Origin of the sequence: Aneurinibacillus sp. UBA3580, assembly GCF_002375825.1 — a bacterium.
Lineage (GTDB): Bacteria > Bacillota > Bacilli > Aneurinibacillales > Aneurinibacillaceae > Aneurinibacillus > Aneurinibacillus danicus.
In genome coordinates, this window is the sequence record NZ_DFMZ01000023.1 from 44,881 (window position 1) to 66,163 (window position 21,283).

General features: G+C 48.5%; 18 protein-coding genes and 1 riboswitch. Of the genes, 17 read left to right on the plus strand and 1 reads right to left on the minus strand.

Annotation, left to right across the window (positions count from 1 at the left end; translation table 11 throughout):
- The first annotated feature begins 16 nt into the window (after positions 1 to 16).
- The 5 genes from tsaE to B2899_RS03665 all read left to right on the plus strand — a co-directional run bounded on the left by tsaE (position 17) and on the right by B2899_RS03665 (position 5,151).
- Complete coding sequence (tsaE, locus tag B2899_RS03645; protein WP_246147413.1) at positions 17 to 496, plus strand: tRNA (adenosine(37)-N6)-threonylcarbamoyltransferase complex ATPase subunit type 1 TsaE; 480 nt, start codon at positions 17 to 19, stop codon at positions 494 to 496.
- Positions 477 to 1,190: a tRNA (adenosine(37)-N6)-threonylcarbamoyltransferase complex dimerization subunit type 1 TsaB gene (tsaB, locus tag B2899_RS03650; protein ID WP_286884113.1), complete on the plus strand. Its 714-nt coding sequence runs from the start codon at positions 477 to 479 to the stop codon at positions 1,188 to 1,190. The genes tsaE and tsaB overlap by 20 nt, the downstream gene beginning before the upstream one ends.
- Positions 1,191 to 1,203: 13 nt before the next feature.
- On the plus strand, positions 1,204 to 1,683 hold the full coding sequence (gene rimI, locus B2899_RS03655) for a ribosomal protein S18-alanine N-acetyltransferase (RefSeq protein WP_246147412.1): 480 nt from the start codon (positions 1,204 to 1,206) through the stop codon (positions 1,681 to 1,683).
- Positions 1,655 to 2,713, plus strand: coding sequence for a tRNA (adenosine(37)-N6)-threonylcarbamoyltransferase complex transferase subunit TsaD (tsaD, locus tag B2899_RS03660; RefSeq protein ID WP_146811888.1), 1,059 nt, complete (start codon positions 1,655 to 1,657; stop codon positions 2,711 to 2,713). Before rimI ends, tsaD begins: the two co-directional genes overlap by 29 nt.
- Positions 2,714 to 2,916: 203 nt before the next feature.
- A complete protein-coding gene (locus B2899_RS03665) occupies positions 2,917 to 5,151 on the plus strand; it encodes a hypothetical protein (protein WP_286884116.1) in 2,235 nt (744 codons plus the stop codon).
- Positions 5,152 to 5,316: 165 nt separating this feature from the next.
- On the opposite strand, the gene B2899_RS03670 is transcribed toward B2899_RS03665, so the two are convergent.
- Entirely contained in the window at positions 5,317 to 7,257 is a 1,941-nt protein-coding gene (locus tag B2899_RS03670) for an ABC-F family ATP-binding cassette domain-containing protein (RefSeq protein WP_286884118.1), read from the minus strand.
- Positions 7,258 to 7,337: 80 nt separating this feature from the next.
- On the opposite strand from B2899_RS03670, the gene B2899_RS03675 reads away from it, so the two are divergent.
- The 12 genes from B2899_RS03675 (at position 7,338) to purK (ending at position 21,197) form a co-directional block, all read left to right on the plus strand.
- Positions 7,338 to 7,928, plus strand: coding sequence for a 5-formyltetrahydrofolate cyclo-ligase (locus B2899_RS03675; protein WP_286884120.1), 591 nt, complete (start codon positions 7,338 to 7,340; stop codon positions 7,926 to 7,928).
- Positions 7,929 to 8,037: 109 nt separating this feature from the next.
- Positions 8,038 to 8,529, plus strand: coding sequence for a MogA/MoaB family molybdenum cofactor biosynthesis protein (locus B2899_RS03680; RefSeq protein ID WP_146811871.1), 492 nt, complete (start codon positions 8,038 to 8,040; stop codon positions 8,527 to 8,529).
- Between the two features lie 37 nt (positions 8,530 to 8,566).
- On the plus strand, positions 8,567 to 9,358 hold the full coding sequence (gene tatC, locus B2899_RS03685) for a twin-arginine translocase subunit TatC (RefSeq protein WP_286884122.1): 792 nt from the start codon (positions 8,567 to 8,569) through the stop codon (positions 9,356 to 9,358).
- A gap of 497 nt (positions 9,359 to 9,855) precedes the next feature.
- Positions 9,856 to 10,137 (plus strand): co-chaperone GroES, encoded by a 282-nt coding sequence (groES, locus tag B2899_RS03690; protein WP_146811870.1) that lies wholly within the window; start codon positions 9,856 to 9,858, stop codon positions 10,135 to 10,137.
- An 89-nt stretch (positions 10,138 to 10,226) separates the two neighbouring features.
- On the plus strand, positions 10,227 to 11,855 hold the full coding sequence (gene groL / locus B2899_RS03695) for a chaperonin GroEL (RefSeq protein WP_146811869.1): 1,629 nt from the start codon (positions 10,227 to 10,229) through the stop codon (positions 11,853 to 11,855).
- A 378-nt stretch (positions 11,856 to 12,233) separates the two neighbouring features.
- Positions 12,234 to 12,335, plus strand: a riboswitch (purine riboswitch).
- A 138-nt stretch (positions 12,336 to 12,473) separates the two neighbouring features.
- Positions 12,474 to 14,012: a glutamine-hydrolyzing GMP synthase gene (guaA, locus tag B2899_RS03700; RefSeq protein WP_146811868.1), complete on the plus strand. Its 1,539-nt coding sequence runs from the start codon at positions 12,474 to 12,476 to the stop codon at positions 14,010 to 14,012.
- Between the two features lie 39 nt (positions 14,013 to 14,051).
- Positions 14,052 to 15,428, plus strand: a complete 1,377-nt coding sequence (locus B2899_RS03705; protein WP_286884125.1) for an NCS2 family permease — start codon at positions 14,052 to 14,054, stop codon at positions 15,426 to 15,428.
- 183 nt (positions 15,429 to 15,611) lie between these two features.
- Entirely contained in the window at positions 15,612 to 17,420 is a 1,809-nt protein-coding gene (locus tag B2899_RS03710; RefSeq protein WP_286884127.1) for a GAF domain-containing sensor histidine kinase, read from the plus strand.
- A gap of 33 nt (positions 17,421 to 17,453) precedes the next feature.
- Positions 17,454 to 18,578 (plus strand): response regulator, encoded by a 1,125-nt coding sequence (locus B2899_RS03715; protein WP_286884129.1) that lies wholly within the window; start codon positions 17,454 to 17,456, stop codon positions 18,576 to 18,578.
- 275 nt (positions 18,579 to 18,853) lie between these two features.
- Entirely contained in the window at positions 18,854 to 18,943 is a 90-nt protein-coding gene (locus B2899_RS03720) for a YjcZ family sporulation protein (RefSeq protein ID WP_286884131.1), read from the plus strand.
- Positions 18,944 to 19,575: 632 nt separating this feature from the next.
- Complete coding sequence (purE, locus tag B2899_RS03725; RefSeq protein WP_146811173.1) at positions 19,576 to 20,064, plus strand: 5-(carboxyamino)imidazole ribonucleotide mutase; 489 nt, start codon at positions 19,576 to 19,578, stop codon at positions 20,062 to 20,064.
- Positions 20,061 to 21,197 carry a 5-(carboxyamino)imidazole ribonucleotide synthase gene (gene purK, locus B2899_RS03730; protein WP_146811172.1) on the plus strand — a complete coding sequence of 379 codons (1,137 nt, stop codon included), beginning with the start codon at positions 20,061 to 20,063 and terminating at the stop codon, positions 21,195 to 21,197. Before purE ends, purK begins: the two co-directional genes overlap by 4 nt.
- The last annotated feature ends 86 nt before the right edge of the window (positions 21,198 to 21,283 follow it).

A 21,283-nucleotide genomic window follows, 5' to 3' on the forward strand; every position in this document is an offset into this window, starting at 1 on the left:
GTAGGAAGTGATGAAGATGGCAGACGGACAGATGTATGTGTTTCATACTCGTTCTGTGGAAGAGACACAGGCGTTGGCGGAGAAAATCGGACGCCTGACGGAGCCGGGGGACGTGTTTACGTTGTCAGGTGATCTGGGTGCAGGCAAGACCAGTTTTACACAGGGGCTGGCGCGTGGCATGGGTGTAAATGGTGTGGTTAACAGTCCGACATTTACAATTATTAAAGAATACATGGGGCGTCTCCCCCTTTTCCATATGGATGTTTACCGCGTGGAAGACGAGCTGGAAGACCTGGGGTTTGACGAATATTTTTACGGGGACGGCGTGACGGTAGTGGAGTGGCCGCAGATGATTGCCGAGCAGCTTCCGGCCGAGCGCTGTGAAATCGTAATTACACGGGGAGAAGGCGACGAGCGGACGCTTAAGTTTACGGCGCATGGCAGACGATATGAAACATTGTGTGAGGCGATAAAGCATGACCATTCTGGCAATTGATACTTCAAACTTCAGCCTGGGCGTCGCGGTTTGCACAGAAGACAAGGTGCTCGGCGAGTTTTCAACCAACTTAAAAAAGAATCATAGTATCCGGCTCATGCCTATGGTTAGTCAACTGCTGGATGAGGTGGAGGTCGATCCGACGGAGCTTGCGGCGGTTGCGGTAGCCCGCGGTCCAGGTTCTTATACTGGAGTCCGCATTGGCGTCGCTACAGCGAAAAGCATGGCCTGGTCGCTCAATATTCCGCTGCTAGGCATCTCCAGTCTGGAAGTGCTGGCCTGGAATGCCGCTTATTTTCCGGGACGGATTGTCCCTCTATTTGATGCGCGCCGTGGACAGGTATATACTGGTGTATACCGGGCAATGCCGGAAGGAGGCGTGTACCTCGCTGAGGCTGAACGAATCGTTTTGTTAAAGCAAGCGCTTGAGGAATGGAGAGAGGCTGATGACCAGGAGCCGATTTTGTTCCTTGGCGATGATATCACGATTCATCGAGAAACCATTACAGAAATAATGGGAGATCAGGCGGTGTTTGCTCCTATGTCTTATCGGATTCCGCGTGCAGCCCATCTGGCCGCTGCCGGATGGAAAGCGTTAAAAGAAGAGCGCATTGAAGATACAGAAACCTTTACCCCTGTCTATCTCCAGATGGCGGAGGCGGAAGCGAAATGGCTCGCCAGCCAGAAGAAATAGAGGAGGCGATACGATGACAGAAGAGTTCACGATTCGCCGTATGGAGATGAGAGACCTTGACGAGATAGAGGAAGTGGAACGACTTTCGTTTTCGACGCCATGGTCGCGCGATTCGTTTATCAATGAATTGAAGAAAAATGTGTTTGCGCGTTATTTTATAGTGGAGAAAGAGCACCGTGTCATCGGGTATGGTGGAATGTGGCTTGTGCTGGATGAAGCCCATATTACGAATATTGCTATCCATCCTGATTATCGCGGGCGCTATCTCGGAGAACGGTTGATGCATCGGTTGATGAGTTTCGCTGCCGAATCAGGGGCTGCGGCTATGACATTGGAAGTGCGACGCAGCAATGAAGCGGCGAAAAAATTGTACAGGAAACTGGGATTTGTGGAAGAAGGCGTACGTCCCGGCTATTATACCGACAACGGGGAAGACGCTATTATAATGTGGGTGAGACTGGATGATGAACAAGTGGAAGCAGAAAGCTTATAAACGGAGGGAAGAGGCGCTCGCCCAGAGAAGGCCGATTCGTATTCTCGGCATTGAGACGAGCTGTGATGAGACGTCGGCTGCCGTTATCGAAGACGGAACTGTGATTCGTTCGAATGTGATTTCCTCACAAATCGAAAGCCATAAACGTTTCGGAGGTGTCGTGCCGGAAGTTGCATCAAGGCATCATGTGGAAAACATCACGGTTATTATCGAGCAAGCGCTCCGGGAAGCCGAATCCACCTTCGATGACATCGACGCCATTGCGGTAACGTATGGGCCTGGATTGGTGGGCGCGCTGCTTGTAGGAGTGGCCGCCGCCAAAGCCATTTCATTCGCACGCGGCATTCCGCTGGTTGGCGTCCATCATATTGCCGGTCATATTTATGCAAATCGGTTTGTGAAAGAAATGAAATTCCCGCTTCTGGCGCTGGTGGTCTCCGGTGGCCATACGGAATTGGTGTATATGAAAGAGCACGGGTCATACGAAATTATCGGACAGACAAGAGATGACGCGGTTGGCGAAGCGTATGACAAAGTAGCGCGCTCACTTGGCCTTCCGTATCCGGGTGGCCCGCATATTGATCGGCTAGCACACGAAGGAGAGCCAAATGTTCCGCTGCCGCGCGCCTGGCTCGAGGGCACATATGATTTCAGCTTTAGCGGACTGAAATCGGCAGTGCTGAATACATTGCACAACGCGGCACAGCGTGGAGAAAGTATTGAGCCGGAAAACCTGGCAGCCAGTTTTCAGGAATCAGTCGTGGAAGTGCTTGTGGATAAGTCGTTTAAATTAATAAAAGAACGCCCGGTAAAGCAGCTGTTGTTGGCGGGGGGCGTAGCAGCCAACAAAGGATTGCGCACCGCTCTGACCGAGCGGGCGAAACAGGAAGGCATCGAGCTGATTATTCCTCCGTTATCGCTATGCACGGATAATGCCGCGATGATTGCAGGAGCAGGCTATATCGAATATAAAAAAGGCAACCTGGCGGACATGTCGCTGAACGGCATTCCCGGTTTGCCGCTGGCATAAAAGGGCAACCCTATAAACGGGTTGCTTTTTTTGTTGGGAAAAATCTTATCTTGTCAAATTCTGTGGACAGATGCTGAATAACATTATCCACAAATCTGTGGATAATGTGGATAAAATAGTGGATAACCCAATATATCAATATTTTTCATAATGGTAAAAGTGTGAATAACGGTGTGGGTATGTGGGGAAAGGAGAGTGATAGATTGAGAAAAATGACGATTTTTGTCGTAGGAATTTGCAGTGTTTTTCTGACCGTTTTTTTCTCTTTTACCACAAGTATTCTTTCGCAAAACCGTCCTACCGTTATCATGCTGCTCGTTCCGGAGCTAACCCGCCAGGACATCCGTGCTCTTTATCAGAATGCTGCGTTTTCTTTTCTCAATCAGGCAGCAATCGGTGAGATGAATATGCGAACCGCTGTTTCTCTAAGGGATATCCACAGTGTTCTGACACTGGGAACCGGTACCCGCGCTGCCGGATCCGAATGGGGCCGGAATGCATACGGGCTCAGTGAAAAGCGAACGACAGGGCTTGCGATGTATCGTCAGTATATGGGAGAGGTGCCGGCAATGGTGCGGAACGGAACCATTCTCTTTCCGTATGCTTCTGTCCTGGCGGAGAATAACAAGCAGAAAAATACGGGAGCTATCCCTGGTCTACTAGGAGAAACCTTAAAGAAGCACGGAATTAGACGAGCTGTTATCGGCAATAGCGATATGTCAGGAAAAGTAAGCAGGTTATCTGTACTGTTGACTATGGATCGCAGAGGGGTGACACCGCAGGGGTGGATAGGGGAAGAGACACTTATCCACAGCCCATTTTTTCCGGGCGGGAAGAAAACGGATTATTCGTTCCTGGCGTATCATGTTCGGCAATGGCAAAAAAGAGGCACAGGTTTTATCGCAGTAGAGCTTGGTGATCTCGTTCGGTTGGCCCGGTATCAGAGCGTTATAAGCACACAGAGATATCTGCAACTGCGGCAGCAGGTGATGGAGGAAATTGCGAAGTTTACGGAAACGCTGACGAAAGAGAGGACACAGGGTCAAAAGATTGTACTCCTATCTGCATCGCTTCCAGACAGCGAAATCGCCGAAAAAAAGCGAATGGCACCCGTCTTGCTCTGGGAAGACGGTAGAGGCGGCGGTATACTAACCTCTGGAACTACCCGACAGCCGGGGCTTGCGGCCAATATTGATATGGCACCGACCATCCTTACCTGGTTTGGAATACAGCCTCCGATAGAGATGAAAGGAATGCCGCTTAGAACAGAACGAGAGATTGGGCATGATGAATTCTGGAAGAAGGCTGAGAGGATAGATCATATTTACGCTACACGTCCTGCGGTGCTGTATCCATATGTCGGCATGACAATAACCGTGCTTGTCCTCTCTTCGGTGTTATTGTTTTCCTTTGACAGATGGAAAAGCACAAAAGAAAAAGCACTCCGCATTCTCTCGTATCTACTGCCGTTTGTGTTGCTTGTTCCGTTTTTGCTGCTTCTTTTGCCTGTGGTTCCCGGCCTGCCCCCGCCTTTTCTTGTAGTACTGCTCGTAAGCGGTGTTGGCCTGGGGTTCGCCCATTTACTGCAAAGATTATCTTTTGCTGCGTGTTATTTCTGGATTGGAATTATAAATTGGGTCCCGCTTCTGCTGGACGGGTTTACGGGCGGGGGACTTATCCGTGGCTCCTATCTTGGATATGACCCGGTTATCGGTGCCCGTTACTATGGCATTGGTAATGAGTATATGGGAGTCCTGCTTGGTGCTTCCATATTAAGCATAGCAATGGCGGGTGAGATGCAAAGAAGGCATGCCCGTCGGCTGGTTCTTACGCTCCTGATTCTGATAACAGGACTCGTCGTTTTCTATATGGCATGGCCGGAAGGAGGCAGTAAAGCAGGAGGGATTCTCGTATTCCTGGCTGCATTGGTATATGGCATCCCGGCTTTCTCCGGATTTGCCTGGCGAAAGCGGTATGTAGCGGCTTTATTGGGAATCGGAATGGCAGCCGCCTGTTTGCTCTTTGTGCTGAACTACCAGGCAGCGGGGGCGGAGCAATCGCATATTGGCCGGGCGGTCGGTGAGCTTGCGCGAGGCAACTGGCAAGAGATTGGTCGAATCATTGAACGGAAGCTGACGATGAACTGGCGTTTGATTCTGGCTTCCATATGGAGCAAGCTATTTATCGCAAGCTTTATAGTGAGTCTGTTGCTGATTTATTATCAGAGCGAAAGAGTAGGGCGGATAAAGCGCGAGTATCCTTGGTTTACCATCGGAATAAAAACCATCTCATTTGGCTCGTTCGTAGCGCTCCTGGTGAACGATTCAGGTATTATCGCCGCCGCTTTGGCGATGCTGTATGCGCTGGTTCCGATACTGTATAGGTTGCTCTGGAACGGCGAGGCGAGCAAAGAATATACCAAGCATGCGCCTATATAGATAACGTTGGATGTTACGACATGTGCAGGGTGGCAAGAGGTATGAAGTAGAGAAAAGTAGAAGCTGGATGCCTTACGCCTAAGCTGTTTTTGTTTTTCCAACCTCTCTTTTCTCCTCTCTTCCTTTAATGGATCGTGGCCGGCAAGTCATAAAAATTTCATATGGCTATTCCTGCAGAGCGGCCCACTCTTCCAGACAGGTTTCCAACTCCGCTTTTTTAGCCTCCAGTTCTTCGTTAAGCGCCAGCGCTTGTTCGTGGTTCTGGAATACTTCCGGCTTGCAGAGTTCTTCTTCCAGGGAAGCGATCGTCTCTTCCAGTTGTTCAATCATTCCTTCAAGTTCTTCAATGCGCCGCTGCCGCTGCCGCTCGGCTCTTTTGGCTTCTTTATCCTGACGGAACTTCTCTTTACCTGAAGCGGCGGACTTGACTTTTGCCTCTTGTGCTTCGGTCTGTATTGCCGGAGCCAGAGAGGGTGATTGTAGCTCTTTAAGTTCTTCTTTTTTCTCTATATAGTAATCATAGTTGCCCAGGTAAGAAATAACTCCGTTCGGTGTCATCTCAAGTACGCGGGTGGCGATTTTATTCAGGAAGTAGCGGTCGTGCGAGACGAATAGGATGGTTCCCGGATAGTCTTCCAGCGCTTCTTCGAGAATTTCCTTGCTGAACAGATCAAGATGGTTGGTCGGCTCATCCAAAATCAGCAGATTCGCTTTTTGCAGCATGAGCTTGGCCAATGAGACACGCGCTCGCTCACCGCCGCTTAATTCGCCGATTTTCTTTAGCACGTCGTCACCGCTGAACAGAAAGTTGCCTAATATGGTGCGTACATCTTTTTCCTGCATGGTCGGATACTCATCCCAGAGCTCATGCAGTACCTGTTTGACCGGGTTCAGGTTCTCCTGCTCCTGATCGTAGAAACCGAGCATCACATTACTGCCATAGAAAATGGTGCCGGAGAGCGGAGCCATTTTCTTGACAATCGTTTTAAGCAAGGTGGATTTGCCGAGACCATTCGGACCAAGCAGCGCTACGCGCTCTCCGCGGGTAATCTCAAACGACAGATGTCGGGCGAGAGGGGCGTCTTCGTACCCGATGCTCACATCTTTAAGCGTTAGCACCTGATTTCCACTTACCTTTTCGATATCGAAAGAAAACTGCGCTTTTTTTAAATCGCCCACTGGTTTATCAAGTGTCTCCATCCGTTCTAACATTTTACGGCGGCTCTGTGCGCGTTTTGTGGTGGAGGCACGGGCGATATTGCGCTGTACGAATTCTTCGATGCGGGAGATTTCCGCCTGCTGTTTCTCATACTGTCTGATCTGCTGCTGCACCCGTTCTCCCTTCTGAATGAGATAGTCCGTATAATTGCCGACATAGCGTGTAACATGCGTTCGTTCTAGCTCATAGATAATATTGACGAGCGAGTCGAGAAAGAAACGGTCATGGGAGACGACCAGCAGGGCGCCCGGATAATTCAACAGATATTTCTCCAGCCACCCGAGCGTCTCGATATCTAGATAGTTGGTCGGCTCATCGAGAATCAGCACATCCGGCTCCATAAGCAGCAGCCGGGCCAGCGCAAGACGGGTCTTCTGCCCACCGCTAAGCTGATTGATCGGCGTATCGTAATCCTCGGGAAAGAAACGCATACCATGCAGGATAGAACGGGTGGTAGCTTCATATTGATAGCCGCCTTCCAGCTTAAATTGGTCCACGAGATGAGAATACGTATTCAGCAATTTTTCATGCTGTATCTCGTCGGCGATAATATCCGGGTCGGCAATTTGCCGCTCGATCCGGCGCAGCTCTTTCTCCCGTTCCTTGAAGTGCTCAAACACGGTCATCATCTCTTCCCAGATTGTCCGCTCCGTATCCAGGCCGCTGTCCTGTGCCAGATAGCCGAGCGTCGTATCTTTTGCCTTTTGAATTTCGCCTTCGTCAGGCAGCATCTGACCGGTGATAATCTTCAGCAAGGTGGATTTACCTGCACCGTTTACTCCGACTAGGGCCACCCGCTCTCTGGATTGCAGTACCATATTCACATTGGAAAGCACCGGATTGGCGCTGAATGATTTGCTTATATTTAATGTCTGAAGTAAGATCATGATTTGTTCACCCCTATTTTTGTCCACTCCTAGTGTATCTCAAAATACATAGGCGAAAAAGCGGAGGAAGGGAGAAAAGCATGGACATAAAAGATCGGAAAGAGGATAAGCGGCAGCTGCGCCGTCAAATTCTTAGACAAAGAGCAGAAATGAGCGAACAGGAACGTATGTGGCGTTCGCGGAAGATCGTAGAGCGTTTGCTTGCTGTGCCGGAAGTTTGGAATGCGCAGCGTCTGTTTACGTTCCTTTCGTTTGGGGATGAAGTGTGTCTGGACACTTTTGTCAATGCATGTTGCAAGGCGAGCAAGGATGTGTATGTACCGAAAACCTATCCGGAAGAGAAACGCATGGTTCCGTATCGTTTCAGCGGATGGAATACATTGACAAGAGGCGTATACGGCATTCGTGAGCCTGATGAGGCTGAATGCGAGCCGTGGCTGGGTGAGCCGTTCGACGTCATTATTGTTCCGGGCGTCGCGTTTACGAAGCGGGGGGAGCGTCTTGGATACGGAGGAGGCTTTTACGATCGCTTTTTCACAGATCTTGGAAGTCTGCCGCCTCTTTTTGCGGTGTGCTATGAGATGCAGATGGTCCCATCGCTGCCCGTCGAAGAACATGACCACAGGATAGATCGGATTATTACTGAATGTAGGTCCATTGTTTGTTCATGATTTTGCCACTGTCTCGATGTGTAAAAATCGACACAACAGGGACAGGTTATAGTACAATAAAATTAGGTTTTTTATTGAATTTTTTAGTGAATAACGGAGGGTTACCTGAATGTGGAAAATTGGGGTCGTCACTTCAAGCAACTCGGTGTATTGCAGAGAGCGGGAGAATGACTGTTTTCCGAAGCTGGAGGCGCTGCTGAAGCATAATTTTGACGCAGAAGTTGCGCATCATCGTCTGTCGCCTGATAATATAGAGATGCTGAAAGAGAATATGATCGAGCTTATCGACCGGGAGAAAGTGGATTTGCTGATTACGATTGGCGGTACGGGACTGAGTCCGGAAGACGTAACACCGGAAGCAACAGAGCTGGTTATTGATCGTCATGTTCCGGGTCTCGCGGAAGAGATGCGTCGCTGTGCCATGCAGCATTCACGCAAGGTGTTGCTTACGCGTGCGATCGTAGGGACGCGCGGGAATGCTCTGATTATTAATCTACCGGGAAGCCTTCCGGGAATGGAATGGTGTTTCCTGGCGATTGCGGACCAGATTTCCTCAGCCCTGGCCATCATTCAAGGAACGAACGAAAACGTAAATACCTGAAAAAAGCTGTCTGTTTAAGAGAGGATTTGAACAGCACATGAGCACTCAAGATCGAGAAATGCGGCTTGTGGAGCACCTGGGAGAGCTGCGGCGCCGCCTGATCTGGATTGCGGTGATTTTCGTCATCGCGTTTATCGTCGGTTTTTCGTATGCGCAGCCTATCGTTCACTATTTCCAGAAGGATGCGGGCATTCAATGGCATGTATTCGGGATTGCCGACGGTCTGCGTGTATACATGCAGTTCTCGTTTGTCATTGCGCTTGTTATCACGCTGCCGTTCATATTGTACCATCTCTGGCGCTTTATCTCTCCGGGACTTCGTCCACATGAGCGGAGAGCGGCCGGCGTGTTTATTGCTCCGGCATTTTTGCTGTTTTTAGCCGGACTTGCCGTCGGGTACTATCTCGTATTTCCGATGATCATTACTTTCATGATTAAGTTTTCAGGCTCGTTAGGGGCTGAAGAAACATTCGGATTGGCACAATATTTCGGGTTTATGTTCAATATTATCATTCCGCTGGCGCTGCTGTTCGAGCTTCCTATCATCGTCATGTTTCTGACGAGGCTGCGCATCTTGAATCCGATGCGTATGCAGAAGATGCGGGGATACTCATACTTGGCGCTTGTCATTGTAGCGTCGTTGATTTCGCCGCCTGATTTCGTAAGTCATTTAAGCGTATTTTTGCCTCTGGTGATTTTATATGAGATTAGCGTGCTGATTTCCCGTGTAATTTACCGCAAGCAGTTGAAAGAAGATGCGGAGTGGGAGAAGGAATTTTACGGCGATAAAAAAGAAGAGGATGCCGTCCTAAGGATTGAGAGAGAGTAAATAGTAAAGAAACAAAAAGGGATAAGAGAGCCGACCCTCCGGCTCTTTTTTTGTGGGAACTATTAGAAAGAAGGAGGGAGTTAGAGTAGAGGGAAAAGGCATTCGCCTTTTTTATGGTATAGGAAAGTATATTTCGCTTTACAGTGATAAAGCAAAATATACTTTCCCTCCATTAGTAAGCGAGAAAAAACTCGCGAGGTGTGTGCGCGGCACAAAGCGGCTGTTTGGCTTCTTTGAGGAAAAAGGACGAGCGGCAACGCCCGCGAGTTTTTCTCAACTTTGTACGCCAACTTTCAAATTTCTAACTTTCTTACCTCTGAGTTTGGAATATCTCTTGGCTAAGGAATATTCCAAGCTGAAAATGTTCAGAATGAGAAAGGAAATTTTTTTGCAGTCCAGGACTTGCAAAACAGAAATAAAGTATATATTATAATAATTGTGTTAGCACTCGATGAGGTTGAGTGCTAACAAGATACTTAACAGGGAGGTTGTTTTCAGTGTTAAAGCCATTGGGTGATCGTGTGATTATCGAACCTATCGCAAAAGAAGAAACAACTGCTAGCGGAATCGTACTTCCGGAAACGGCAAAAGAAAAGCCGCAAGAAGGTAAAGTCGTTGCTGTAGGAAGCGGACGCATCGAGAATGGCGAGCGTATCGCATTGGAAGTTCAAGAAGGTAACCGCGTTATCTACTCCAAATACGCTGGCACAGAAGTGAAATTCGGCGATAAAGAACTGCTGATCATGCGTGAAAGCGACATTCTCGCGATTGTTGACTAATCACTGAGAACGGCAATTTATTATCTGACTTTTCACCGTGCAGGTAACGTATAGAAAACGAATACTACATAATCAGGAGGGCGAACAGAATGGCTAAAGAGATTCGTTTTAGCGAAGAAGCACGCCGCGCCATGCTCCGCGGTGTTGACACGCTTGCAGATGCAGTAAAAGTTACGCTTGGACCTAAAGGTCGCAATGTTGTACTTGAGAAGAAATTCGGTTCTCCGTTAATCACAAACGATGGTGTAACCATTGCGAAGGAAATCGAACTTGAAGATCCGTTCGAAAATATGGGTGCACAACTGGTTAAAGAAGTTGCAACCAAAACAAACGATGTAGCGGGTGACGGTACGACAACGGCTACGGTTCTGGCTCAAGCGATGATTCGCGAAGGTCTGAAGAACGTAACAGCCGGTGCAAATCCGATGGTAATCCGCAGAGGTATCGAAAAAGCGGTTCGTACTGCGGTAGAAGAATTGCATGCAATTTCTAAGCCGATCGAAGGCAAAGAATCCATCGCACAAGTAGCAGCAATCTCTGCAGCTGACAATGAAATCGGCCAACTGATTGCTGAAGCAATGGAAAAAGTGGGTAAAGACGGCGTTATCACGGTAGAAGAATCCAAAGGTTTCACAACGGAGCTTGACGTTGTAGAAGGTATGCAATTCGACCGTGGATACGCTTCTCCGTACATGATTACAGACACTGACAAGATGGAAGCGGTACTCGAGAATCCGTACATCTTGATTACTGACAAGAAAGTCTCCAGCATTCAGGAAATCCTGCCTGTGCTCGAGAAAGTTGTACAACAAGGCAAGCCGCTTCTTATCATCGCTGAAGATGTAGAAGGCGAAGCGCTGGCTACGCTGGTTGTAAACAAACTGCGCGGCACATTCACTGCGGTTGCGGTAAAAGCTCCGGGATTTGGTGATCGTCGTAAAGCAATGCTCGAAGACATCGCTGCATTGACTGGCGGTCAGGTTATCACAGAAGACCTCGGTCTGGATCTGAAATCTGCTTCTCTGCAACAGCTTGGTCAAGCAGGTAAAGTGGTTGTAACAAAAGAAAACACAACGATCGTAGAAGGTGCTGGCGACAAAGCAAACATCGACGCTCGCATAAACCAAATCCGCGCTGCAATTGAAACAACGACTTCCGAGTTCGACAAAGAAAAACTGCAAGAACGTCTGGCTAAACTGGCTGGCGGTGTTGCGGTTATCAAAGTCGGTGCAGCTACTGAAACTGAGCTGAAAGAGAAGAAGCTCCGCATCGAAGACGCACTGAACGCAACGCGTGCTGCTGTTGAAGAAGGTATCGTAGCCGGTGGTGGTACCGCGCTCGTATCCATCTATAACAAAGTGGCAGAAGTTCAAGCAGAAGGCGATGAAGCGACAGGTGTCCGCATTATCCTGCGTGCACTGGAAGAGCCGGTACGCCAAATCGCTGCAAATGCGGGTCTTGAAGGCTCTGTTATCGTTGAGCGCCTGAAAAACGAGAAAGTGGGCATTGGCTTCAACGCAGCGACTGCTCAATGGGTGAACATGATCGAAGCAGGTATCGTTGACCCGGCGAAAGTAACTCGTTCTGCGTTGCAAAACGCCGCATCCGTTGCGGCTATGTTCCTGACAACCGAAGCGGTTGTAGCTGACAAGCCGGAGCCGGAAAAAGGCGGCGGCATGCCTGACATGGGCGGAATGGGCGGCATGGGAATGATGTAATCCCTGTCCCCTGGGAATAAACCTCTCCGAGTGAATCGGGGAGGTTTTTTTATGGTATAGGAAAGTATATTTTGCTTTACAGTGATAAAGCAAAATGTACTTTCCCTCCATTAGTAAGTGAAAAAAACTCGCGAGGTGTGTGCGCGGCACAAAGCGGCTGTTTGGCTTCTTTGAGGAAAAAGGACGAGCGGCAACGCCCGCGAGTTTTTCTCATTTCAGATTTTTCTTAACAATACTCTGGCTTTAAAAGAATGTTTAGGAATAAACTGGATTTTACGATAAGAAAACACGAACATTAAAGCTGAAAATGTATGGAACTTTCATATTTTAGTCCTTGACTTTTCCTATGCCTCTGGTAAACTAATCTCGTCATAATCGATAAATACATTCAAACGACCTCATATAATATCAGGAATATGGCCTGAGAGTTTCTACCGAATCACCGTAAATGATTCGACTATGGGGACAGACGCCTATGCCGGGTTTCTGCCTCTGTATCCATATAGAGACATGCCCGGTTTTTTGCTTTTTTATAGGAAAGAATAAACCATGCTAAGATGAGAAATGTGCTGAACGCCTCTTAGCGCAACAAGTTACACAGAGGGGGATTTTACGAAGATGGACAAGCCGAAAGAGCTAGTCGTCGTCCTCGATTTCGGAGGACAATACAACCAGTTGATTGCACGCCGCATTCGCGATCTTGGCGTGTTCAGCGAATTGATGCCGTATAACACTCCGGTGGAAGAGCTGGAGAAGCTGAATCCGAAAGGAATCATTTTCTCTGGCGGTCCGGCTAGCGTATATGTAGAAGGGGCACCCCAGTGCGATACGCGTATCTACGATATGGGCGTACCTATTCTCGGCATCTGCTATGGTATGCAGCTCATGTCTCATAATCTGAAAGGAAAAGTAGAGCGCGCAGGCGTACGCGAATATGGGCGCTCTGACATTACCATCCACAATGAGACCCCGTTCTTTAAAGGCCTGGACAAAGTGGAAACCGTTTGGATGAGCCATACAGACAAAGTCATTGAAGTCCCGGAAGGCTTCCGGATTGACGCTAGCAACGAAGCGTGCCCGGTGGCGGCTATCAGCCATCCGGAGAAGAATTTCTACGGCGTACAATTCCACCCGGAAGTGCGTCACTCCGTACGCGGCAATGAGATGCTGAAGAACTTCCTGTTCGAAATATGCGGCTGTGAGGGAAACTGGTCGATGGAGAACTACATCGACATGATGGTGGATGAAATCCGTGAGAAGGTCGGCAACAAAAAAGTGCTGTGCGCTCTTAGTGGTGGTGTGGATTCTTCTGTAGTAGCTGTGCTTATCCATAAAGCGATCGGCGATCAACTGACCTGCATGTTCGTCGACCATGGCCTGCTGCGCAAAGGTGAAGCGGAAAGCGTAATGGAGACTTTCGCAGAGAAGTTCCACATGAACGTGATTAAGATCGACGCACGCGAGCGTTTCTTAAATAAATTAAAAGGCGTCTCCGATCCGGAGAAAAAGCGCAAAATTATCGGCAACGAGTTCATTTACGTGTTCGAGGAAGAAGCTGGCAAGCTGACGGACATGGACTTCCTTGCGCAAGGTACGCTGTATACCGACATTATCGAGAGCGGTACGGCAACGGCGCAAACGATTAAGTCGCACCACAATGTGGGCGGTCTGCCGGAAGAAATGAAGCTTGATCTAATCGAGCCGCTGAATAAGCTGTTTAAAGACGAGGTACGCAAAGTGGGCGAGGAGCTTGGCATGCCACATGAAATCGTATGGCGTCAACCGTTCCCGGGTCCGGGCCTCGGCATTCGGGTGTTGGGCGAAGTAACGGAAGAGAAGCTTGAAATCGTACGCGAATCCGATTTTATTCTGCGCGATGAAATCAAGAAAGCGGGCCTAGAGCGCGAAATCTGGCAATACTTCACCGTTCTGCCGGATGTGCGTAGCGTAGGTGTAATGGGAGATGGCCGTACGTACGATTACACGATCGGTATCCGCGCCGTAACTTCTATCGACGGCATGACCGCTGACTGGGCGCGCATCCCTTATGATGTATTGGAGAAGATTTCCGTTCGTATTGTAAATGAAGTTCCACATGTCAACCGCGTGGTGTATGACATTACATCCAAACCGCCGGCAACTATCGAGTGGGAATAATCGTGTAAAAAACGATAAGGAAAAGGGTGAAAAAGGAAGATGGAGAAATTCTTCAGGTTGCGAGAAAATAACACGAATGTGCGGACGGAAATCATCGCCGGCCTGACTACATTCATTACAATGGCGTATATTCTGATTGTTAACCCGCTCACTTTGACGGCCGGAGGGGCTACGGGCATGGATTTCAATGCTGTGTTCGTGGCCACCGCGCTTGGCGCGGGACTGGTCACCATCATGATGGGACTGTTCGTAAACTATCCGATCGCGCTGGCGCCGGGAATGGGATTGAACGCGTATTTCGCTGCTGTCGTTATGAGCTCTGGCGGAGCGATTACATGGCAGATTGCGCTGGCTTCCGTATTCATCTCAGGTATTATCTTTTTCATTCTAACGATTACAAAAGTCCGGCAAATGCTGCTTGATGCGGTTCCGGATTCGTTGCGGGCAGCGATTACGGTAGGGATCGGTCTGTTCATCACTGTTATCGGGTTTAAAACGAGCGGTTTGTTAACAGGCTTCTACATTGGTCAGAACCCGGCGAAACCATTTACGGAGTTGGGTGCAAACGACTGGCTGCTGCAGCTCGGCAATTTTGTGGAGCACAGGGCAATCCTGCTGACGCTTATCGGTCTTCTTGTCACGGGCGTGTTGATGGTTATGCGTGTACAAGCAGCCATTCTTCTTGGTATTATTATAACAACGATTATCGGCATTCCGATGGGTGTAACGAATGTATCTTCTCTGCAGGATGCGCAATGGGTGCCTAGCTTCAGCAATCTGGCCATCGGTCAGCTTGATTTCGCCGGCGCATTAAATGCCGGCCTGCTGACGATTGTATTTACCTTCACATTTGTAGAACTGTTTGATACGTTTGGTACGTTAACGGGAACGGCTGCAAAAGCCGGTTTGCTTGATAAGCCGGATGCGAAGAAGCGTATCGGTCAGGCGATGCTGGTAGATGCAGGCGGCGTTAGTCTTGGCGCGCTGCTCGGCACAAGTACGATTACGGCCTATGTAGAAAGTGCGGCCGGTGTAGGACAGGGTGGACGTACCGGTTTGACTTCGGTGACGACCGGTATCCTGTTTATTCTTGCGCTGTTCTTAGCTCCGCTGGCATTGATTGTTCCGGCACAGGCAACAGCGCCTGCGCTGATTATCGTCGGTGTCCTGATGATGGGGGCGGTGCGCGGCATCGAATGGGATAACATGGTGTATGCTATTCCTGCATTCTTTACGATTATTTTTATGCCGTTTACTTATTCCATTGCTAACGGTATTTCTTTCGGTATCGTATTTTACGTAATTCTGGCAACGGCAAATAACCTCGCCGGAGGCAAGAACAAAGTTCACTGGCTTATGTGGGTTCTTGCGATTCTGATTGTTGCAAGATTTTTATTCATCGACATCAATGCATAAATGTTTACGAAAAGCGGAGGAAAGACGAGAGTCTTCCTCCGCTTTTTGTTTTTATTTAAACATGTCCTGTCACGATTCCTTGCGATTTTTTTGAAAAATCGGATAAGAATGCTGTTATAATTTGTATAGAGAGCATAGAACGAGCAATGCTTAGAATTATAGAAAAAAAGAACGGGGAGAGCTATGAGAAAAAAGACAATGGTACTCTGGATAAGCGCCAGTTTCCTTGTGCCTATTCTCCTAAGTGTAGTATTTGCCTTATCTGTCAACCTTTTGCATATGTACCAGCTTGCAGGCCTGCTGCAAAAGCCGTTTCTTGGTTTATTTACCGTTTTGTTTTCTGTTTTCTTTTGCGCTCTGGTTATGCAGCGATTCGATAAATGGCTCATCGATGTAAGTAAACAGAAAGAAAACGGGCTTGTTCAGGCTTCGCTTCGACGCATCCTATACGAATACGTTGTATATAGTATTGTCTCTTTTCTCTTTTTGGCGTTCTTGTTTTTTTACCAGGTGGTTGATGGAAAAAAAGACATGATTTTTATTGTTTTTATTTGTATCGGTGTAATAATGACCACTTATGCCCCTTTTTATTTTGGTATTCTCATGCAGGTTCAACGGGATTTGTATCGCAATGGATTTCCGATCCAATTTGAGAAAGTTGGATGGAATCAGAGTGCGGTTACGGCTGTGATCATGGCGTTTCTTGGAATTTTCATCACGACAACGCTGTTTGTCTACATTATTTCCAAAACGATTGGCAACGCTATTACATTGTATGATGTATGGCAACGAGCACTGGTGGTTATCGTTGTTGTCGGCGTCCCTCTTGTTATGCTTATCTTGATGATTCGACGGTTTTATTTGCAACAGTTGAAATATAGGCAGCAGCAGCTTCACTCCCTTCATTTGCTGCTTGAGAAGCTGTACGGGAGTCTGGAATTGACGGATGGTTTTTTAGAAGATATGGTCGCGACAGTAGGACAAGTTATCGGGGCAAGAAAAGTAACGCTTACCATTATATTGAATGAGGGGAAAGAGAAACGAATCATTTCTTCGAATAAATACGCAGACACCTCCCTTATCTCGGAGCATGAAGGAAGCGACTCTTTCCTGGAAGTGCCGGTTGTTATCGGTAAGCGGGAAGTAGGTCGCTTCTCTCTCATCGACAAGGTCGGCGCTTTCCGGTTTACCAAGGAAGACGAGGAAATGATGATGAGCTTTAGCCGCGCATTCGCGGTAGCGCTGCAGAATTCGCATTATATTGAAGAACTGAAGAAGGAGAGAAGGATTGCCCAGGAAGCGGCTAACCTAAAAAGTCAGATTCTCTCCACAATGAGCCATGAGTTGCGCACACCGTTAAACGCAATCATCGGTTACTCCGATATAGTAATAGATGTATTGGAAGGGTCCGTACCGGAGAAGCAGGTCAACAATATAAAGCGGATTAAGGAAAGCGGAAAGCATCTGCTGGCGGTTATTAATGACATTCTCGATTTATCAAAAATGGAAGCGGGCCGAATGGCGCTGGTGATTGAACCGGTGTACATTCAGTCTTTGCTGCGTTTTTGTATGCATAATGCGGAGAGTTTACGCGGTGATAAGCCCATTCTTTTGCGGATAGAGGGAGAGACGGACATCTGGATTCAAAGCGATGAGCAGAAGTTAAAGCAAATCGTCATGAATTTAGTATCCAATGCCATTAAATTTACCGAACAAGGCTTTGTCACAGTACGTTTGACCAGAGATGAAACAGATATTTTGATAGCTGTAGAGGATACCGGAATTGGCATTTCCCCCGAGCATCATGCAATGATTTTTGAGCCGTTTAAGCAAATTGATGGCTCGCTTGCGCGCAAATACAAAGGAACGGGACTGGGGCTTTCCGTTACGGCTCGTCTTGTTTCGCTTTTGAACGGAACGATTAGCGTAGAAAGTGAGCAGGGAAAAGGTTCGTGTTTTACTGTTCGACTGGCAAATGTTTTCCATAAATAATAGAAAGAAATAAACGGGAAAGGGGCGGAAACAATGAACCTTTTTTCGCTTACGAACGAACTTGAGAAAGAAAAGATGGCGCTTGGCCGGTCCAATATTTTAATTGTCGATGACGAGGAGTACAATCTGGATGTGCTGGAACAGCTATTGACGGTAAAGAATTATCGCGTGCTTTCCGCTTGCACAGGGGGGGATGCCCTGCTGATCCTGAATAATGAAGATATCGATTTAATTTTGCTGGATGTAATGATGCCGGGAATGAACGGATACGAAGTGCTGCGGGAAATCAGAGCGTTGAAAGAGCGTTATATCCCGGTCATTATGGTGACAGCGCTTGACAGCAAAGAAGACAAAATTAGAGCGCTGGAAGAAGGCAGCGACGATTTTTTGAATAAACCCATCGATAAATACGAGTTGTATGCCAGGGTGCATACACTTCTGCGGACACGTCATTATTACAAGCAGCTGGCCATGGCAAAGCAGCGTCTGGAGAATGAAGTAATGCGCCGGACAGCCGAACTGCAGGAGGCATTGGCGGCGCTTCGGTTATTAAACAATAAACTGGAGGATAGTCACAGAGAAATCGTGGAACGTCTGTCGTCAGCTGCGGAGTTTAAAGACCCGGAGACGGCGGCTCACATCCAGCGCATTAGCCACTACTGCGGCGTATTGGCCCGCGCGATGGACATGAGCGAAGATGAAGTGAACTTAATGATTCATGCAAGTCCTATGCATGATATCGGAAAGATTGGCGTGCCTGATCAAATCTTACTGAAGCCGGGCAAGCTAACACCTGAAGAGTTCGAAAAGATGAAAGAGCACACGCTGATCGGCTATAAGATACTAAGTGGATCGGATTCCACGCTGCTTAAGCTGGCGAGTGAAATTGCCCTGTCCCACCATGAGAAATATGACGGATCCGGGTATCCATACGGACTTTCCGGTGAAGAAATTCCGCTGAGCGGCCGGATTGTGGCCGTAGTGGACGTATTCGATGCATTAACCAGCCGCCGTCCGTATAAGGAACCTTACCCAAATGAGAAAGCGTACGAGATTATCCGCCAGGGCAGCGGCACGCATTTCGATCCTAAAATTGTCGAGCTTTTTTTCGACAATCTTTCCGAGATTGTACGAATCCAAAAACAATATCAAGACTGACGGTGCAATGAGTCTGGAACAGAGTCCGAGCGGGCTCTTTTTTTTTGTTTAAAGATAGGCGAACGTCCAAACCGCCTGCTCGTCCGGGACATAGTATGTAGCATGTCAAGTGATTCAAAGTTCTGGCTGAAAGGAGTGAGACGGTATGGGTTGCTTTGGCGGCCATGATAGCATTGGGGTGATTCTCGTACTATTCATTCTGCTGGTGGTAATCGCTTGCTCCTGTGATTGACGAAGACTGCGATACACATAAATAAAAGGAAAGGGTGAAGAAAATGAGTTCTTGCGGAGGATTTAGAGGTGAATTTGGCGTAATTTTGGTGCTGTTCATCCTGCTCGTAATCATCGCTTGCGCCTGCGATTAATAGACACCCGCATAGGCACAAGTAACGGAAAGAGGTGAAATGTATGGGTTTCTTCAACGGAGATGATGTGATAGGCATAATTTTGGTGCTGTTCATCCTGCTCGTAATCATCGCTTGCGCTTGCGATTAATCAATGCTTACAGCGAAAAGGAGCTGCCTGCACAGGTGGCTTCTTTGTTTATAATAACGAATGTTATATTTATAAAACATATAAACGTTCGGAAATTGTCTTGACGAACTTCATTTGGCTTGCTAAACTAAGGGTGAATTGAGTGGAAAGTGAATCTAGGGTTCCGGAGTCGTAACACAGGCTTTAGGTCCGAGCGATTCAGGCGTGCAATAGCATGCTACACCGTAGGGATAAAAGCCCAGGCGGTAGGTTTCTCACTGTGTAAGGGGAAATCTACCGTCCGGGCTTTTTTTTGTGAAAATAAGGAAAAAAAGAAGAAAAGAGAAAAGAAGATATGGGGTAGAAAAAGACGTTTGCCTTTTTCTACATTGAAATCGCATCCTCGTTCTTTTCTCTGTTTTCTTCGTACCACAACAAGGCAGCCGCTCCTCCCTTCATGTTCATGGCAGGGCTTGTGGCTATCGGCCATGGTGGTTTTCTATGGAAAAAGGAGGCATATTGCATGAACCAGCCATTGGTGGGTGTTATTATGGGCAGCACCTCGGATTGGGACACGATGAAGGAAGCGTGCGCGGTACTGGAAGAGCTGGAAGTACCGTACGAGAAAAAGGTCGTGTCCGCACACAGGACACCCGACTTGATGTTTGACTATGCGGAGCAGGCGGCAGAGCGCGGCCTGGAGGTCATCATTGCAGGCGCGGGCGGTGCGGCCCATCTGCCGGGCATGGTGGCATCCAAGACCGCGCTTCCGGTCATCGGTGTACCGGTCAAATCCTCTGCGTTGAACGGATTGGACTCCCTGCTCTCCATTGTGCAGATGCCGGGCGGTGTGCCGGTCGCCACTGTCGCGATCGGCAAAGCAGGGGCGACAAATGCGGGGCTTCTGGCAGCACAAATTCTGGGCAATAAGTATCCGGAGATTCGGGAACGGTTTACGGCACGCCGGGAAAGAGTCAAACGGCATGTGTTGGAGGGAAGCCAGTTGCCATGAGTGAGAAAAGAGTGATAAAACCGGGTGCGACAATCGGGGTATTGGGCGGAGGCCAGCTTGGCCGGATGATGGCGCTGGCCGGACGGGCCCTCGGCTATCGTTTCGCCACCCTTGATCCAACGGAAGACTGCCCTTGTGCTCAGGTGTCGGATAATCATATCGTAACAGGATATGCTGATGTAAACGGCGCGCTGGAGTTGGCGCAAAAAAGCGATGTCATTACGTATGAATTCGAAAACGTGGATGCGAATGTCGCTGCGGTGTTGGAGGAGAAATCGTATGTGCCGCAGGGCAGTGAACTTCTTCGCATCACGCAGAACCGCATCCGGGAGAAATCGACGCTGGCTTCGTTCGGCATCCCGGTCGCCGCGTTCCGTATTATTGAAAGTGAAACAGACGCCGAAACAGCGGTGCTGGAATTAGGTCTTCCGGCAGTAATGAAAACGGCAACCGGTGGATATGACGGCAAGGGACAGTACGTTATTCGCAAAGTGGAAGAGGCAGCGCCTGCATACCGCGAACTGGCAAAAGCGGGTACGGACATTATTATCGAGCAGTTCGTTCCCTTTATTAAAGAAATATCGGTCATTGCAGCACGCAGCGTCTCGGGCGAGATTCGGACCTTCCCGGTCGCCGAGAACATACACCGGGAGAACATTCTTCATGTATCCATCGTCCCCGCCCGTATTGGGCAAGCCGTGGCGGAGCGCGCGGAGGAATTGGCGGTAACGATTGCGGAGAAGTTAGGAGTAGTTGGGCTTATCGCCGTGGAGATGTTTGTAACGGGAGAAGGAAGCGTGCTGGTCAACGAACTGGCGCCAAGGCCGCATAATTCGGGCCACTATACGATGGATGCCTGTGTAACCTCGCAGTTCGAGCAGCACATTCGGGCGATTTGTGATTTGCCGCTTGGCGATACGGCGCTTCTGTCTCCTGTTGTCATGGTTAACATTCTGGGAGAGCATCTTGCTCCTGTTCTTGATAAAATAGAGAAGCTTCCCCGATCGGCCAAGCTTCATCTGTATGGCAAGAAAGACAGTAAACCGAAGCGGAAAATGGGTCATATCAATGTTCTGGCTGAATCGGTCGAAGCCGCATTGCAGGGTATCGAACAATTACAAATTTGGGAGTAACCCCAAGGGAGGATATGTAACATGATTCCACGCTATACCCGCCCGGAAATGGCGGCGATTTGGACAGAGGAAAACAAATTCAAGGC